General features: G+C 63.0%; 14 protein-coding genes and 1 riboswitch. Of the genes, 8 read left to right on the forward strand and 6 right to left on the reverse strand.

Annotated features, from left to right (window positions below; all coding sequences use genetic code 11):
- The first annotated feature begins 23 nt into the window (after nt 1-23).
- Nucleotides 24-1,094, forward strand: coding sequence for an HlyD family secretion protein (locus tag GQ59_RS16255; RefSeq protein ID WP_037082987.1), 1,071 nt, complete (start codon nt 24-26; stop codon nt 1,092-1,094).
- A gap of 123 nt (nt 1,095-1,217) precedes the next feature.
- Here GQ59_RS16255 and GQ59_RS16260 read toward each other — a convergent pair whose 3' ends face one another.
- Complete coding sequence (locus tag GQ59_RS16260; RefSeq protein ID WP_152564350.1) at nt 1,218-1,931, reverse strand: hypothetical protein; 714 nt, start codon at nt 1,929-1,931, stop codon at nt 1,218-1,220.
- Nucleotides 1,932-2,033: 102 nt separating this feature from the next.
- Nucleotides 2,034-2,789 carry a hypothetical protein gene (locus GQ59_RS16265; RefSeq protein ID WP_037082990.1) on the reverse strand — a complete coding sequence of 252 codons (756 nt, stop codon included), beginning with the start codon at nt 2,787-2,789 and terminating at the stop codon, nt 2,034-2,036.
- A gap of 240 nt (nt 2,790-3,029) precedes the next feature.
- Here GQ59_RS16265 and GQ59_RS16270 point away from each other — a divergent pair, with 240 nt between their 5' ends.
- From GQ59_RS16270 to GQ59_RS16285, 3 genes are all read left to right on the forward strand, one after another.
- Nucleotides 3,030-3,359, forward strand: a complete 330-nt coding sequence (locus tag GQ59_RS16270) for a DUF6665 family protein (protein WP_037082991.1) — start codon at nt 3,030-3,032, stop codon at nt 3,357-3,359.
- Between the two features lie 78 nt (nt 3,360-3,437).
- Entirely contained in the window at nt 3,438-4,208 is a 771-nt protein-coding gene (locus GQ59_RS16275; protein WP_037082992.1) for a gamma-glutamyl-gamma-aminobutyrate hydrolase family protein, read from the forward strand.
- Between the two features lie 282 nt (nt 4,209-4,490).
- Nucleotides 4,491-5,297, forward strand: a complete 807-nt coding sequence (locus tag GQ59_RS16285; protein ID WP_037082996.1) for a class I SAM-dependent methyltransferase — start codon at nt 4,491-4,493, stop codon at nt 5,295-5,297.
- 75 nt (nt 5,298-5,372) lie between these two features.
- On the opposite strand, the gene GQ59_RS16290 is transcribed toward GQ59_RS16285, so the two are convergent.
- Both GQ59_RS16290 and GQ59_RS16295 read right to left on the reverse strand, forming a co-directional pair.
- Nucleotides 5,373-5,600, reverse strand: a complete 228-nt coding sequence (locus GQ59_RS16290; protein WP_037082999.1) for a hypothetical protein — start codon at nt 5,598-5,600, stop codon at nt 5,373-5,375.
- A gap of 10 nt (nt 5,601-5,610) precedes the next feature.
- Entirely contained in the window at nt 5,611-5,793 is a 183-nt protein-coding gene (locus tag GQ59_RS16295; RefSeq protein WP_037083001.1) for a hypothetical protein, read from the reverse strand.
- A gap of 146 nt (nt 5,794-5,939) precedes the next feature.
- Here GQ59_RS16295 and GQ59_RS16300 point away from each other — a divergent pair, with 146 nt between their 5' ends.
- The gene (locus GQ59_RS16300) at nt 5,940-7,634 is read left to right on the forward strand and encodes an alpha-glucosidase (RefSeq protein WP_051903999.1); all 1,695 of its coding nucleotides are present in this window, start codon (nt 5,940-5,942) and stop codon (nt 7,632-7,634) included.
- Between the two features lie 43 nt (nt 7,635-7,677).
- Here GQ59_RS16300 and GQ59_RS16305 read toward each other — a convergent pair whose 3' ends face one another.
- The gene (locus tag GQ59_RS16305) at nt 7,678-10,056 is read right to left on the reverse strand and encodes a heavy metal translocating P-type ATPase (RefSeq protein ID WP_037083003.1); all 2,379 of its coding nucleotides are present in this window, start codon (nt 10,054-10,056) and stop codon (nt 7,678-7,680) included.
- Between the two features lie 114 nt (nt 10,057-10,170).
- A riboswitch (TPP riboswitch) is annotated at nt 10,171-10,266 on the forward strand.
- Between the two features lie 38 nt (nt 10,267-10,304).
- Here GQ59_RS16305 and thiM point away from each other — a divergent pair.
- From thiM to thiD, 3 genes are read left to right on the forward strand one after another with little or no spacing between them, the layout of a single operon-like run.
- A complete protein-coding gene (gene thiM / locus GQ59_RS16310; protein ID WP_051904000.1) occupies nt 10,305-11,126 on the forward strand; it encodes a hydroxyethylthiazole kinase in 822 nt (273 codons plus the stop codon).
- Nucleotides 11,123-11,761 (forward strand): thiamine phosphate synthase, encoded by a 639-nt coding sequence (gene thiE, locus GQ59_RS16315; protein ID WP_037083004.1) that lies wholly within the window; start codon nt 11,123-11,125, stop codon nt 11,759-11,761. Before thiM ends, thiE begins: the two co-directional genes overlap by 4 nt.
- Entirely contained in the window at nt 11,758-12,570 is an 813-nt protein-coding gene (thiD, locus tag GQ59_RS16320) for a bifunctional hydroxymethylpyrimidine kinase/phosphomethylpyrimidine kinase (protein ID WP_037083007.1), read from the forward strand. Before thiE ends, thiD begins: the two co-directional genes overlap by 4 nt.
- A gap of 135 nt (nt 12,571-12,705) precedes the next feature.
- Here the strand turns inward: thiD and GQ59_RS16325 are convergent, their stop codons facing one another.
- Nucleotides 12,706-15,804 carry a response regulator gene (locus GQ59_RS16325; protein WP_244447978.1) on the reverse strand — a complete coding sequence of 1,033 codons (3,099 nt, stop codon included), beginning with the start codon at nt 15,802-15,804 and terminating at the stop codon, nt 12,706-12,708.
- Between the last annotated feature and the right edge of the window lie 83 nt (nt 15,805-15,887).

Raw genomic sequence — 15,887 nt, forward strand, 5'->3', positions numbered from 1 at the left:
GAAGAACAAGAAACGAAACTGCCATGTCCAAGATCTTCCGCTTCATCGCCACCTATGTGGCGCTTGCCATCGGCGCCGCCGGCATTGTCATCGTGCTTTATGCCTGGAACCTGCCGCCGTTCCACGGCTCGGTCGAAACGACCAACGACGCCTATGTGCGCGGCCAGGTGACCATCCTCAGCCCCCAGCTTGCCGGTTACCTCACCGAAGTGCCGGTGCAGGATTATCAGCGGGTGAAACAGGGCGATCTGATCGCCAGGATCGACGACCGCATCTACGCCCAGAAGCTGGAACAGGCCAAAGCGGCGCTCGCCACAGCAGAAGCTTCCCTCTCCAATTCCGAACAGAGCCGCAAGTCGGCTGAAGCCAAGATCCAGTCCGCCAAGGCCGCCGTGGAAAGCGCCAACGCCGCATTCGATGCCGCCAGGACCACCTACGACCGCACCCAGAGCCTCTTCGAAAAGAACATCGCCACCCAGAGCGACGCCGAAAAGACCCGCGCCGCCTTCAACCAGGCCCAGGCCGCCGTCCATCAGGCCGAAGCCGCCGAACTCGTCGCCGAACAGGACCTCAACACGATCGTGGTCAGCCGCAAGTCGCTGGAGGCCAATGTCGAAAGCGCCGAGGCGGCGGTAAAACTCGCCGAAATCGACCTTGCCAATACCCGCATCACCGCCCCGCAGGACGGCACGCTCGGCGAAGTCGCCGGCCGCATCGGTCAATATGTCTCGGTCGGCACCCAGATCGGCTCTGTCGTACCTGCCAAAGTCTGGGTGGTCGCCAACTTCAAGGAAACCCAGCTCGGCGGCATGACGGCCGGCCAGAAAGTGACCTTCACCGTCGATGCCCTGGGGCACGACAAATTCACCGGCCGGATCGAGCGTTTTGCGCCGGCCACTGGCTCGGAATTCTCGGTCATCAAGGCCGACAACGCTACCGGCAACTTCACCAAGGTTGCCCAGCGCATCCCGGTCCGGATCGCCATCGAGCCGCAACAGAAACTCATCGACAGGCTCGTCCCTGGCATGTCGGTGGTCGCAAGCGTAGACCTCGCGCAAGGCGGCGCCGCTCTGGCCGAGGCCAAGCTCGACTGATCGCCGGCAGGTGATCAGGAACTCGGCCTTTGACGATCCGACGAAGAACGCCCCGCGCCTGTTCAGTATCTTTGGCGTGGGGCGTTTTGTGTCTTGGGCGGCGTCGCCCGCGACCCCTGGTTTCTATTCCTGATCTCCGACGCGTGAGCCGATCCATCCGGAGCCGAGAACGTTGGGGACAAAGCGCGCTCTGGAGGAACCCGCCAGCCTGCCACCTGGAAAATAGGTCTGAAGCGACAAGCTTTCGTCCCATGGGACGGGTTGTCCCGTGCGGAAGGAAACAAGTTGCGAACGGTGGTCGAATTGGCAGAGATATTGCTGTCTTGGCTTCTCCGCCTGGCACCTTATCTTGACGACTTTTTTGAGCCGCACCTCCAGTTCCCCCATCTTGCATCTGGCGATCGTAATGGGGTCGAAGTTGTATTTGCCTGGTGCGCATCGCATCGCGGCAAACGTCGCGTTGATGGTTTCTGTAAGACCGTGCATGTAAGCCGCAATGTCCTTTGCACCCGGTTCAGAGCTGTCCTCACTTTGAGCACTGTTTGCGACTTCAACTTCGGTCAATGCGGCCAGCCGCCTTCCCTCCTTCGCAATTACGGTCAGGGGAGAAGAAAATTCGTGCTGGCCGAGCACACTGAAGATTACGTTCTCGGTGGCAGAGCGAGGATCTGGCTGCTGTCGCGCTTTTTCGAGTGCCGCGCGGAACTCAGCTGCGACACCCGGATTCGATTCCAGCGCTGTGATCTTTTGCCATAAGGGCGTCAGCAGGTTTTCTTGATCGAGCGTTCCAAAGGCTTGCTCCAGCGAACCTCGGTATTCTTCAACGGGCGCCAGCATTGCGCGCGCCCTGATCAGGTCATCCAGGGAGGTAGGCAGACTAGCCGCCGATGCCGCGGCTTGCGTCAATGGTGGTCTCAACACCTCGGATACACGTTTTTGTCATGCCTGGTAGACCCGGAGTTTAATCTTGTCCGGCCATTCCGACTTCTGGGCCTGCCGAAAAATGAAGAGGGCTCTCCCGATGCCCTGGGGAAATTCCCGGGGGCCGGAAGCCAGGTCGGCGAGCAGGGAGTCTGCCTTGACGTTCGCTCGCGCTTCCCGAACCTCCGCCAGCAGCTGATCTTTTGTCGGTCTGTCGACGCGACTGAAAATGACATCGTGCTCAAGCCTATTCCACCAATGCTGGTTGTCCTCGTGTTTCTCCACGAACTCGCGAATTCTGCCGCGAACCGCATTGATCCAAGCAGGACCTTTGGCGTCGAACATGCCTTTCGAGAGGGGAGGCGGAGGCGCTTCGATTGGCTCTTGGAGGAATGCCACGAAGCTTCCAATTCTGCATTGCGTGAGCGTGCCTCGAAGGGACTTGCGGCCTCCCATTTCAACGAGGTCTCCGCGCAGCCCCGAGGCTCGAAAACCGGTAGGCTGCATGATCCAGGAGCCGGGTTCGAACTCAAACTTGCCTGACGATGTGGCGACACCCGCGACATTGTACTTTGCCAGCTTCCATCCTGAACGGAACTCGAATACCCCTATCAACTGATCGTTCTTAACCTCGTCGATGGAAAGCACCATCTGCAGACTTTTATCCGCATCGCAGCTTAGGTTCCCCTTCCATCGGCCCTTCAAGGTATCATTTGCCAAGGCAAAGTTGCTTAAACTGAACGCGAGAAATATTGCGATGAGCCACCTGTTCATCCTCATCCTCCCGATGCAAGACGACACGATACATTTGCAGGCCCGCACGGCGAAGTTAGCCAATCGGCGTAACGGCGGGACAGGAATAGGGCTCCGGAGCGACGGAGATGATGACCGCGCTTTGCCGCACCACTTGAGTCCCCTCGTCGAAATGCGATCTTCAAACTCGCTTTGACCCCATTCCCCATTTGACGCGCCGCACCAATTGGCTAACATTGCCGGAAACTCCAGGTATCCCCCATGAGCGTCCGCCCTCCCCAGTCGTTCTATCAGCCCGGCTTCGCCAATACCGGCTTCAACGTTCTCGAATACGAGCTGATGTCCGAGCGCGCCGCGGCTCTTAGTCGGCAGGGGTTGAAGGTGGAGGAAGCACTCGCTGCGTTGCATGCGTGGAACCCGGATCGCGACAGCGAGGTGCTACGGGAGAGGTTTCGCAACGATGCTGCGGATGCCGTCTGGGGATTGTTCATTCAGCGCGAAATCTGCGGTCTTCGAAACAACCGCGACATCATCAACCGTTATGCGATCCCGAGCGAAGTCCTTTCGAGGGTCGGGGCGGTCCGCAAATGAAACTCGGCCCGTTCAATTGAAATTTGAAATTGCCCGCAGGCTTTTCGAATCCTTGCGGCTGGAAAATGGATTTGAGCAATGACCAGACCCGTGATCGGCGTCATCGGGAACACCCATAACGTCGAGAACCGCTTTTCCGCGCAGCTCGTCGGCGAGCAGAACCTCCGGGCAATCGCCGAAGTCACCGGCGCCCTGCCGCTGATGTTTGCCGGCAATCCGAAGATCACCGACATCCCGACGCTGCTCGAAACCGTCGACGGCATCCTATTGACCGGGGCCAGAGCCAATGTCCACCCGAGCCATTTCAACACCGAGCCGCATGCCCGTCACGAGCCCTATGACCAGAACCGCGATGCCGTCGCCCTGCCGCTGATCAATGCCTGCGTGGCCGCCGGCATACCGGTATTCGGCATCTGTCGCGGCTTTCAGGAAATGAATGTCGCGGCCGGCGGCTCGCTGCACCCGGAGATCCGTGAACTGCCCGGACGCATGAACCACCGCATGCCGCGGCTCGAAAACGGCGAGATCCATCCGGACATGACGGTCGTCTTTGCCGATCGCCATGACGTCCAGCTCATCCCGGACGGCGTGTTCGCCCGCCTGCTCGGCCGCGAGACGATCCGGGTCAATTCGCTCCATGGCCAGGGAGTAGACGAACTGGGGAACCGCATCGTCGTCGAGGGCGTGGCGGAAGACGGCACGATCGAGGCGATCCGGTTCAAGGAAGCGCAAGGGTTTGCCCTTGGCGTGCAATGGCACGCCGAATATGATCCGCAGATCAATCCCATCAACCGGGCCCTATTCGAGGCTTTTGGCGAGGCCGTCAGGGCACGCAGGGCCCGCTCTTAGACGGAAACTCGCTACCTCGCATTACCGCCGTCGAAGAGCTGCGCCAGCCACTCGCAGGAGCGTAGCTGCTTGTTCCGAAGCGCGGTGCTGCTCATCACTTTGATCTTCAGTGCCACAGTAGTGGACAAGACCGCCGCCGATCCACCACGGCCAAACACGCGGCACAACGGCATCCCGCCCGCATCGACGCGATGTCTCAACCGGGCCGCATAGCCCGTTCTGCCGTCTTGGCAATTGGGAAGGCCAGGGATAGCCTCCATCCCGGAAGCCTGGGAGGGCGTCATGACGTCGAGTTTCAATGTCCGCAACGCGGCCGGTTATGAGCAACTCATGGGGCGCTGGAGCCAAAGGCTGGCACCCCAGCTGATCGATTTCGCCGGTCTTCAAGATGGGGAAAAGGTTCTCGACGTCGGCTGCGGCACGGGAAGCCTGACATTCGCACTGCCGAAGGCGGCCAATCTTTCCGAGATCGCGGCGATCGACTATTCGCCCGTCTTCGTCGAAGAGGCGATCCGTCGCAACACCGATCCGAGGATCAGGATCAGCCAGGCGGATGCCTGCGCGCTGCCGTTCGAGAACGGATATTTCGACCGGGCGATGGCTCTTCTCGTCCTGCATTTCGTGCCGGAAGCGGACAAGGCCGTCGCCGAAATGCGGCGCGTGGTGCGGCCGGGCGGGGTGGTGGCTGCAACCGTCTGGGATCATCTCGGCGGCATGCCCGCCATGCGGATGATGTGGGACACGGTTTCGATGCTGGACGACAATGCCCGGCAGATGCGAAGCCACCATTTCTTCCAGCCGATGATGCAGCCGGGCGAGATGAAGGACAGCTTCCTCCGAAGAGGTCTCGTCGACGTGGCGGAAGTCTCGCTGATGATCCGGATGGATTTTCAGTCCTTCGACGACTACTGGGCGCCGATCGCCGCCGGCGAAGGACCGCTCGGCAAATACGTAGCCTCGCTCGAACCGGCGCTTCGGGCGAAAACCGACGCCGCGGTCAGGGCCGCCTACGAAGCGGGCAGGCAGGATGGTCCGCGTTCGTTCGTCTCCGTCGCCTGGGCCTGCCGGGGTGTGGTTCCCTCCGCCTGATCGCCTGACGCTGAAAGCACAATACTCCCGGCGCTCCGCCGGGAGAGTATCTCTTCACCCGATCCGGTGGACCGATCAGTGCGCCGTGTTCGCCTGCCCACCCTTCTTCTTCGCATCGTGGGTATGGTGGCTGTCGCGTTCGCCGCCACCACCCGAGATCCGGCTCTTGGAGCGCTGGTCGTCGTCGGCCGGTGGCTTCTTCACCTCGAGCGGCACACCCTTTTTCGCATCGGGGGCGTTTTCATGTGAGGCGCCCGGCCCACCCTGGCGGATGCTTGCGGGCGTCTTGGTCGATGTCGACATCATGAACTCCCTATCGGTCCTGCTGATAACCCTGATGGGTCGTGTTGACCTTGGTATTGCCTTGCTGGCCCTGCTTGCCGGGATCATTGGTCGCCTGGAGCTTGCCGGGTTTGATACCGGACGCATGGGCCTGTTCGCCGGAGCCCTTGCGGCTCAGGTTTTCCGGGGGCGTCGGGGGAAGTTTGCTGCTCACGAAGGGTCTCCTTTTCTTGCGGTTTCCCACTGGTCTAACCCGCAGCGAGCCACGATGTTCCATCCGACGAGTTGTTGCCGCTGGCGTGAGGAACCGCAGCCCGCGCTCTCGCGTTCGAACAGGTTAAAGAGGCAGGGAGGGCATCGATGAACGACTTTCAGGATCAGCTTGCGGCCGCGATCAAGGAGGCTGCATTGCCGATAGAACGCAAATGGTGGCACACCGCCACCGTCTATCAGGTCTATCCGCGCAGTTTCTGCGATCTCAACGGCGACGGCGTCGGCGATATTCCCGGCATCACCTCCAAGCTCGACTATCTGAAATCCCTCGGTATCGAGGTGATCTGGCTGTCGCCGATCTACAAATCGCCAATGGACGACAACGGCTACGACATTTCCGATTACCAGGACATCGCCCCGGAATTCGGAACGCTTGCCGATTTCGACAGGCTGGTATCGGAGGCGCGCAACCTGGGCATCGGCATCGTCCTCGATCTCGTCGTCAACCACACCTCGGACGAGCATCCGTGGTTCCTCGAGAGCCGCAAAGGCCCTGGCAACCCGTTCCGCGATTTCTACATCTGGCGCAAGCCGGCCGCTGACGGCGGGCCGCCGAACAGCCTGAGGTCCTCCTTCGGGGGGCCGGGCTGGACGCTCGATCCGCTGAGCGGCGAATATTACCTGCACCTGTTCTCGACCCGCCAGCCGGATCTCAACTGGGAAAACCCGGCGGTCCGGGACGAGATCTACAAGATGATGAACTGGTGGCTGGAGCGGGGGATTGCCGGTTTCCGCATGGATGTCATCGACTATATCGGCAAGCAGGCAGATCGGGAAATCGTCCACGACGGTCCGCACCTGCACGAATACCTTCAGGAAATGAACCGCAAGACATTCGGCAATCGCGATATTCTGACCGTCGGCGAGACGTGGAGCGCGACGCCCGGTTCCGCTCTCCTCTATTCCGGCCGCAACCGCCACGAACTGTCGATGGTCTTCCAGTTCGAGCATGTGACCCAGCAATGGGATGAGATATTCGGCAAATGGCGCTCGAAACCGTTCGACCTGGTGAAACTGAAATCGGTGCTCGGCAAGTGGCAATACGCGCTGTCGGACGACGGCTGGAATTCGCTCTTCTGGGGAAATCATGACCTGCCGCGCGCCGTTTCCAAATATGGAGATGCGACCGGCCATCCGGTGGAATCGGCCAAGATGCTGGCGACCGTGCTGCACCTGATGAAGGGTACGCCCTTCATCTATCAGGGCGAGGAGATCGGCATGACCAACGTGCCGTTCACGACGATCGAGCAGTATCGCGACATCGAGACGCTCAACATGCACCGGCTGCATATCGAGGCCGGCCTGTCGCCGGAGGAATTCATCAGGGGCGCCAACGAAAACGCCCGCGACAACGCCCGCACCCCGATGCAATGGAGCGCCGCGCCCTATGGCGGCTTCTCGACAGGCATGCCGTGGATCGAGGTCAATCCCAATTATCCGACGATCAATGCCGAACGTGAAATGACCGACGAAAAGTCGATCTGGAACCATTATCGCAAGCTGATCGCGCTCAGGAAACGCCACCCGGTGATCGTCTATGGGATTTATCAGAGCTGGCTCGACAGCCATCCGGACGTCTTCGTCTACTCGCGAACGCTCGACGGGGAACGTTTGGTGGTGGCGGCCAATTTCACGGCCCGCGACGTGCCAGTCGAGCTGCCGGGCGAATTGAGGGTGTCCGGCGAGTGCCTGATCTCGAACTATGAATCGGTCGACCGGCTGGGTGAGAACCTAGCGCTGAAGCCATACGAGGCTTTCGCGGTTTTTGCGCAGACGCTTTGAAAAGGTGCGTCCCCTTCAGAGCTGTCCCTCATCCGGCTGCCAGTCAAACCGCCCTCACCCGCAGCAGCCGCAGCGCATTGATCGTCACCAGTACGGTCGCTCCCGTATCCGCGAGGATCGCCGGCCATAATCCAGTGATGCCCAGAACGGTAGTGACCAGGAAGACGGCCTTCAGGCCGAGTGCGATGGTAATGTTCTGGTAGATATTGCGCATCGTCCGATTCGACAGCGCAATCATGGCGGCAATGTCGCCGACCCGGCCGTGCAGTGCTGCCGCGTCGGCAGTTTCGAGTGCCACGTCGGTGCCGCCGCCCATCGCGATGCCGACATCGGCGGCGGCAAGTGCGGGCGCGTCGTTGATGCCGTCGCCGACCTTGCCGACCACATAACCCTCGCGCTTCAGTTCGCCGACGATGCGGCTCTTGTCTTCCGGCATCAGCTCGGCACGCACCTCGATGCCGAGGTCCTTGCCGATCGCGGCGGCGGTGCGGGCATTGTCGCCGGTCAGCATGACGGTCCTGATGCCGGCATCGGTCAATGCCTTCAAGCCGGCCCTGGCGTCGGGGCGCGGTTCGTCGCGCATGGCGACGGCACCGGCGAGGACCCCGCCGACGGTCAGCACCGAGACGGTCTTGCCTTCGTCGTTGAGGCCGGTGATCCGTCGGCCATGCGCCATCGGAAGCGAAACCCGTTCGGCCGCGGCTTTCGGCGAACCGAGGAATACCTCCTGGCCTTCGACAATCGCCGTCACGCCCTTGCCGCCAAGTGCTTTGGCATCCGTCGCCGGCGGGATCTCGACCTCGTCATCGGCAGCCTTGGCGAGGATGGCGGCGGCAAGCGGATGGCTCGAGCCGGTTTCGAGCGCGGCGGCGAAACGCAACACGTCTTCCGCATTGCGGCCAAAGGCGATGACATCTGTCACCTGAGGCCTGCCGGCCGTCAGCGTGCCGGTCTTGTCGAGTGCGACCGCGGTAATCCTGCCGAGGGTTTCCAGCACCGCGCCGCCCTTCATCAGCAGGCCGCGGCGGGCACCGGAAGACAGCGATGCGGCAATCGCCGCCGGCGTCGAGATGACCAGCGCGCAGGGGCAGCCGATCAGCAGGATCGCCAGGCCCTTGTAGACCCACTCGCTCCAGGACGCGCCGGCAATGAGCGGCGGCAGGATGGCGACCAGGGCCGCCACTGCGACGACGCCCGGCGTGTAGTACCGCGAGAACCGGTCGATGAAGCGTTCGGTCGGTGCCTTGCTCTCCTGCGCCTCCTCGACCAGCCGCACGACGCGGGCAATCGTATTGTCCTCGGCAGCTGCTGTCACGCGAACCCGCAAGGCGGCATCGCCGTTGATCGTGCCGGCAAACACCGCGTCGTCGATGCCCTTTGAGACGGGCGTGCTTTCGCCCGTCACCGGCGCTTCGTCGATCGCGCTTTCGCCCGCGATGATGATGCCGTCGGCCGAAATACGGTCACCGGGGCGTACGAGGATGGTCGCGCCGATGCCAAGGCTCTCGGCCGGTACTTCGCGGGTCTGGCCGTTCTCTTCGAGCAGCGCGTTCTTCGGCACCAGCGCCGTCAGGCTCTGGATGCTCTGCCGCGCCTTGCCGGCCGCGACCCCTTCCAGCAGTTCGCCGATGAGAAACAGGAAGACCACAGCGGCGGCCTCTTCCGATGCGTCGATGATAACAGCGCCGACGGCGGCGATCGTCATCAACATCTCGATCGAAAACGGTGTGCCGGCAAGCGCGGCCATGACGGCGCGGCGGGCGATCGGCACGAGGCCGATCAGCATCGCGGCGGTGAAGATATAGGTGTCATAGGTGGGCACGAGATGGCCGATCCCGTAGGCCGCGGCCAACGCGATGCCGACCAGGAGCGTCAGCCGGCCCTTGGCCGATTTCCACCAAGGCCCGTCCATCGGTCCGTCATCGTGGCCGTGCAGGCCTTCGATGTCTGTCGTGCCGTGGTCGTGGTGGGGCTGGGCGTGCGCGCCATCATGATGGTGGTCGTGGCCGCAGCTCTGCCCATGTTCGTGGCTGCGCGCGCCGGCCCCCTCATCCGACCGCTCCGCTCCTACCTTCTCCCCGCGGGGGAGAAGAAGACTTGCCGCACCGTCTCCGTCCTCCTCTCCCCTCGGGGAGAGGTCCGCCGAGCGGAGCGGAGGCGGGGTGAGGGGGCCGCCCGCTCCGCCCTTAGCCGGCGCCTTCTGACCCAGTGCCCTTAGCGAATACCCAAGCCCCACGACCTTCTTTTCGATGGCACCGAGGTCGCCCGTGCCGTCGTGCTTCACGGTCATCGTGCCCGAGGCAACCGAAACGGTCACGTCCTCGACGCCCGGCATGCGGCGCACCGCGGTGTCGATCTTCGTCGCGCAACTGGCGCAATCCATGCCGCCAACCTTGTATCGTGCCTGCGTCGTCGCGTTCATCGTCTCATTCCCGTTGGATCGAGCCCCGTCTCTACAACCTCTAGCGACTAGAGCTGCAAGGCCCAAAATCAGAAAAAATCACTGGCGAAGCGCATTGTCTTTGCTGTAAGCCATTGGTGAAGACAGGGGCGTCCGGCAAAGCCGGGCTGAGAAGCACCCTTAGAACCTGAACCAGATCATGCTGGCGGAGGGAGTCGTCCGGGCGTTCAACATCGCGCCCTGCGCCTGCCCCGCCGAACGAGGCAGATATGCAGACGACACTGCCCCTTGGGGGCCCAGGACAGACCTCCGGCCAGCTGCTGACCGCGATGCGCGAAAAAAATCCGCTCGTGCAGAACATCACCAATTTCGTGGCGATGAACATCGCCGCCAACGTGATGCTCGCGGCCGGCGCCTCGCCCGCCATGGTGCACACGAAGGAAGAAGCCGGCGAATTCGCCCGCATCGCCGCGGCGTTGACGATCAATATCGGCACTCTGTCGCCGGACTTCCTGGCCGGCATGAAGGCGGCAGCCTCGGCCGCCGCAGAAGCTGGCAAGCCATGGGTGCTCGACCCCGTCGCCCATTACGCCACCGCCTATCGTCGCGCAGCGCTTGCAGAGTTGATGGAACTGAAGCCCACCGTCATCCGCGGCAATGCCTCTGAAATCATCGCGCTGGCCGGCAGCCAGTCGAGCGGCCATGGCGTCGACAGCGGCGACAGCGTCGCGGCGGCCGAAAGCTCCGCCATCGCCATTGCCAGGCAGAACGCCTGCGTGGTGGCCGTCACCGGCGAGGTGGACTTCGTCACCGACGGCCGGCGCTCAGTCCGCATCCTCGGCGGCTCGGCCCTGATGCCGCGGGTCACCGCGCTCGGCTGCTCGCTCACCTGCCTGGTCGGCGCGTTTGCCGCCACCGCGGACAATCCCTTCGAGGCGACAGTCGCCGCACTCGCGATGTTCGCTGTCGCGGGCGAGGAAGCGGCCTTCACCGCCTCCGGTCCCGGCTTCTTCTCGCCGATCTTCCTCGACCGTCTCGCGGCGCTGACCGGCGAGACGCTCGATGCAAAGGCAAGGATCGTGGCCGCATGAAAAAGACCTTCGACCTTTCCGTCTACCTCGTCCTCGATCCCGATCTCTGCCGCGACATTGGCATGATCGAGACGACAAGGCTGGCCGTCGCCGGCGGCGTCACCATCGTCCAGTTGCGCGACAAGCAGGCGGATACGGCAAAAATGGTCGAAACCGGCCGGGCGCTGAAGGCGGTGCTGGCCGGCACCGGCGTGCCTCTCATTATCAACGATGACGTGGAGGCGGCCATTGCGATCCACGCCGAAGGCCTGCATGTCGGCCAGAGCGACATGGTGGCAGTGATGGCGCGGCAGCGCGTCGGCCACGGCATGATTCTCGGCCTCTCGGTCGAGACAGAGGAACTGGCGCGGCGGGTGGATCCGTCCATCGTCGATTATGTCGGCATCGGTCCTGTGTTTGCGACCAGCACCAAGCCCGACCACAAGCAGCCGATCGGTTTCGACGGTCTTGCGCGCATCGCCGCCATGGCCCCGGTTCCGGCGGTCGCGATCGGCGGCGTCAAGGCGGAACATGCCGGCCCGGCGCTCGGTGCCGGCGCAAAGGGCATCGCGGTGGTCTCCGCTATCTGCGGCCAGCCCGATCCTGAAGCCGCAGCCCGCAAAATTGCCGCGGAAATCGAAAGGGCACGCGCATGAGCAGGGCCGACATCAAAAATGTCCTGTCGGTCGCCGGTTCGGACCCTTCCGGCGGCGCCGGTATCCAAGCGGATCTGAAAACCTTCGCAGCGCGCGGGACCTATGGCATGGCGGCCCTGACCGCGCTGACCGCCCAGAATACCCAAGGGGTCACCGGGGTACATGCAGTGCCCGCCGACTTCGTCGCAAACCAGATCCGCTCCATTTTTCTCGACGTGCGCGTCGACGCGGTGAAGATCGGCATGATCGCCAATGCCGAGATCGCCGAGGCGGTCGCCGAGGTGCTGCGCCCCTATCGCGATACCGTGCCGATCGTGCTCGATCCGGTGATGATCGCCAAGGGCGGCTCGCCGCTGCTGGCGCTCGATGCGGTGGATGCTGTCACCGACAAGCTGATGCCGCTCGCCGCCGTCGTCACCCCCAACCTGCCCGAAGCAGCTGCTCTGCTCGGCGAGACGATCGCTGCGACCCGCGAAGAGATGGCAGCCCAGGCCGAGCGGCTGTTGAAGATCGGCCCCAAGGCCGTCCTGGTGAAGGGCGGTCATCTGGAAGGCGAAGACAGCCCGGACGTACTGGCCGACGCCAGCGGCATCCACTGGTTCGAGGGCAGGCGCACCGCGACCAGAAACACCCACGGCACCGGCTGCACGCTGTCCAGCGCCATCGCCGCCGAGCTCGCAAAGGGCGCCTCGCCCGCGCATGCGGTCGCCGTCGCCAAGACCTATCTCGCCGGAGCGATCGCCGCCGCCGATACCCTCACCGTCGGCACCGGCCACGGGCCGGTATCGCATTTTTACGAGTGGTGGTGAGGTGCGTTTAAAAAGAGGGGCTCCGATCATATCGGGGCATGGCAGCCTTCGCGGTCGCAAGGCGCCGTCCGCGACCCTCCCGCAATTGAGGATGACAGCGCGGTCATCCGGCCTGACGGGCGTGAAGACCGGTTCTCAGCCCTTCTGCACCGCAATCTTCTCGAAGGCTGTTGCGATCTCCTGGCTGCCGTAGGGTTTTTTCAGAAGCACTGCGCCTTCGACTGCCGCATCGTCGGGAATGAGGTCGTTTCCGGTTGCAAAAACGATACCGACATCGGGAGATAGCTTGCGCGCCTGCTGTGCGAACTCGCCGCCGGAGAGACCCGGCAGGCCGAGGTCGGTGACCACGACGTCGAAGCTGCGCTCCTCAATCATGATGATCGCCTCCTCCGCCGTCGAGGCCTCGGAAACCTGGTGCCCCAGTTCGGCCAGCAGATCGGCCGTGCTCATGCGGATCAGGAAATCGTCCTCGACCAGCAGCACGGAATAACGCGGCGGAACCGGCCGCTGCCCGATCGGCGGGGCGGGCGGCTTGGCTGCGAACGACGCCCTAACCCGGTTGCGGTGCTGCTGGCCGTTCAGCACGTGGCGGATTTTTCGCGCCAAGGCCTCGCGGGTATAGGGTTTCGAGAGCAGTTCGACCCCGGGATCGAGCCTGCCACCGTGCACGATCGAGTTTTCCGTATAGCCGGAGGTGAACAGCACGGCTATGTCAGGCATCCGCTCGCGTGCGTGCCTGGCAAGCTCGGTGCTTTTCAGAGGTCCCGGCATTACCACGTCAGTGAACAGAAGATCGACCGGTACGCCGCTTTCGATGACGCTCAGCGCGCCAGCGGCGTCCTTCGCCTTCAGCACCGCATAGCCGAGATCGCCGAGCAGTTCGACGACGGTGGCGCGCACCTGCTCGTCATCCTCCGCCACCAGAATTGTCTCGGTACCGCCGGTCACCGGGCCGAAATCGGCGTCGGTGACGAGATCCTCGCTGCGCTGGATGCGCGGGAAATAGATCTTGACGGTCGTGCCCTGCCCAAGCTCGCTGTAAATCTTGATATGGCCACCGGACTGCTTGACGAAACCGTAGACCATCGAGAGGCCAAGGCCGGTGCCCTTGCCGACGGGCTTCGTCGAGAAGAACGGCTCGAACACCTGTTCCATCACCTCCGGCGTCATGCCGGTGCCCGTGTCGGTCACCGCCAGCATCACATATTGGCCGGCTGGTACATCCGCATGCTGGCGCACATAATTGTCGTCGAGGAAAGCGTTACCGGCCTCGATCGTCAGCTTGCCGCCGCCTTCCATCGCGTCGCGGGCGTTGATCGCGAGGTTGAGCAGCGCATTCTCGATCTGCGTCGGGTCGACCAGCACGTTCCAGAGGCCGCCGGAGCGGACCGTCTCGACCTCGATATCCTCGCCGAGCGTCCGGCGCAGCAGCTCTTCCATGCCGATGAGGAACCGGCCGATATTGACGACCTTGGGCTCCAACGGCTGGCGGCGGCCGAAGGCGAGCAACTGGCTTGCGAGCTTGGAACCGCGCTGCACCCCGGCAAGCGCATTGTCCACCCGGCGGCTTGCCCGCTGGTTGCTGGCGACGTCCTTGGCGAGAAGCTGGAGATTGCCGGAAATCACCTGCAGCAGGTTGTTGAAATCGTGCGCGACGCCGCCTGTCAGCTGACCGAGCGCTTCCATCTTCTGGCTCTGGCGCAGCGCCTCTTCCATCTTCATACGTTCGGAGATCTCGGAGGCGATCTTCTGTTCGAGGCCGGCATTGAGCACCTGCAGCGCTTCCTCGGCGCGCTGACGTTCGGCAAGATCGCGTTCCGCGGCGCGGAAAAGCCGCGCATTGTCTATGGCGATCGCCACCTGGCCGGCAGCCCCCACGACCAACCGTTCATGCTCCTCGCGGAACTGAGCCGGCTCGGCATGGCCGAAGAACAGACCGCCGATCACCTCGCCGGAGCGCGAGATCACCGGAACCGTGAGATAGCTGCGCACCGGCAGATGACCCTTCGGCATGCCGAAATACGGGGCATTCCGGCCGTAGCGGGCATCCTTCAGGATATCGTCGGAGCGGATGACGCCCTCGCCGCCGAAGGTCGGGGCAAAAACCGCCGTGTTGCGCGGCATTGGAAATTTCTCGAACGCCGAGCGGGGAACCCCGGACAGGGCATAGAGCATGTAGCTCTCGCCGCGCTCGTTGGCCACGTTATAGAAGAAAGCTCCGAATTGTGCGCCCGTCAGTTCCACGCCGGCATCGGTGGTCATCTGCACCACCTTTTCCAGGTCCAGTTCGGCGGAAAGTTCGGCGCCGAGCCGGTTCAGCACCTCGAGATGCCGGGTCTCCTTGAGAAGCGCGATCTCCGCCTTCTTCTGATCGGTGACGTCGCTGCCCTGGATGAAGATGCCGGTCGGCTGGCCGGCATCGTCGACGATCGGCTGAAAGACGAAATCCACGAAACGCTCTTCCGGCGGCTGGCCGTGCCGACGCGCCAGCATCACGCTCACCCCCTGGCCGAGATGGGGACGACCGCTTCTGCGGACCTCATCGAGCAGGTCGGAAAAACCCTGCTCGGCCACTTCCGGCAGGGCTTCGCGGATAGGCCGACCGAGCAGTTCCCGGCCGCCGACAAGGCGCATGTAGGCGCCGTTCGCCATTTCGAAAACATGGTCCGGTCCGATCACCATGGCCATGAAGCCCGGCGCCTGATCGAACATCAGTCTCAGACGCTCGCCCTCGCCCTGCAGCCGTCGCTCGGCTCGCACCTTGGCAGTGTTTTCCACGACGATCGCCACAACGCCGAAAGGTTTTCCGGCCTCGTCGTAGACCGGGGAATAATAGAGGTTCATGAAAGCGGAGGCGGGCACGCCCGAGCGGTCGAGCACCATTTCCTGGTCGGAATAGGCAAGCGTGCCGCCGGCGAAACAGACCTTCATGACGTTGTCGTTGAAGTCGGCCACTTCAGGCCAGCCCTCGCGCACCTTGGAGCCGAGGATGCCGGGATGGCGCCGTCCGGCAAAATCGGAATAGGCGTCGTTATAGATCATCACACCGTCCTCGTTCCACAGCGTGACGATCGGAACCGGCGAACGGAGCATGAGGGAGATCGTGGTCTTGAGGCTCTGCGGCCAGGCCGCGATTGGCCCGAGCGAGGTGCCGGCCCAATCGAAAGCCGCGATAAGACGGGCCATTTCGCCGCTATGGGAAAGAAAGGCTGTCTCGGCAGTCGAATGATTCATCATCGGGCTTTCGGGCGGCGATCGGCGCTATGCTGCCGTCTTACATGACAACGATCACCTCGGACAGCCTTTTTGACAATCGT

The organism is Neorhizobium vignae, assembly GCF_000732195.1.
Classification (GTDB): domain Bacteria; phylum Pseudomonadota; class Alphaproteobacteria; order Rhizobiales; family Rhizobiaceae; genus Neorhizobium; species Neorhizobium vignae.

What these genes read in the sequence shown, in the direction of transcription:
- GQ59_RS16255 (WP_037082987.1), top strand. Translation starts at nt 24, where the DNA reads ATGTCCAAGATCTTCCGCTTCATCGCCACCTATGTGGCGCTTGCCATC.
- GQ59_RS16290 (WP_037082999.1), bottom strand. Translation starts at nt 5,600, where the DNA reads ATGTCGACATCGACCAAGACGCCCGCAAGCATCCGCCAGGGTGGGCCG.
- GQ59_RS16265 (WP_037082990.1), bottom strand. Translation starts at nt 2,789, where the DNA reads ATGAACAGGTGGCTCATCGCAATATTTCTCGCGTTCAGTTTAAGCAAC.
- thiE (WP_037083004.1), top strand. Translation starts at nt 11,123, where the DNA reads ATGAAAAAGACCTTCGACCTTTCCGTCTACCTCGTCCTCGATCCCGAT.
- thiM (WP_051904000.1), top strand. Translation starts at nt 10,305, where the DNA reads ATGCAGACGACACTGCCCCTTGGGGGCCCAGGACAGACCTCCGGCCAG.
- GQ59_RS16300 (WP_051903999.1), top strand. Translation starts at nt 5,940, where the DNA reads ATGAACGACTTTCAGGATCAGCTTGCGGCCGCGATCAAGGAGGCTGCA.
- GQ59_RS16325 (WP_244447978.1), bottom strand. Translation starts at nt 15,804, where the DNA reads ATGAATCATTCGACTGCCGAGACAGCCTTTCTTTCCCATAGCGGCGAA.
- GQ59_RS16270 (WP_037082991.1), top strand. Translation starts at nt 3,030, where the DNA reads ATGAGCGTCCGCCCTCCCCAGTCGTTCTATCAGCCCGGCTTCGCCAAT.
- thiD (WP_037083007.1), top strand. Translation starts at nt 11,758, where the DNA reads ATGAGCAGGGCCGACATCAAAAATGTCCTGTCGGTCGCCGGTTCGGAC.
- GQ59_RS16305 (WP_037083003.1), bottom strand. Translation starts at nt 10,056, where the DNA reads ATGAACGCGACGACGCAGGCACGATACAAGGTTGGCGGCATGGATTGC.
- GQ59_RS16260 (WP_152564350.1), bottom strand. Translation starts at nt 1,931, where the DNA reads ATGCTGGCGCCCGTTGAAGAATACCGAGGTTCGCTGGAGCAAGCCTTT.
- GQ59_RS16285 (WP_037082996.1), top strand. Translation starts at nt 4,491, where the DNA reads ATGACGTCGAGTTTCAATGTCCGCAACGCGGCCGGTTATGAGCAACTC.
- GQ59_RS16275 (WP_037082992.1), top strand. Translation starts at nt 3,438, where the DNA reads ATGACCAGACCCGTGATCGGCGTCATCGGGAACACCCATAACGTCGAG.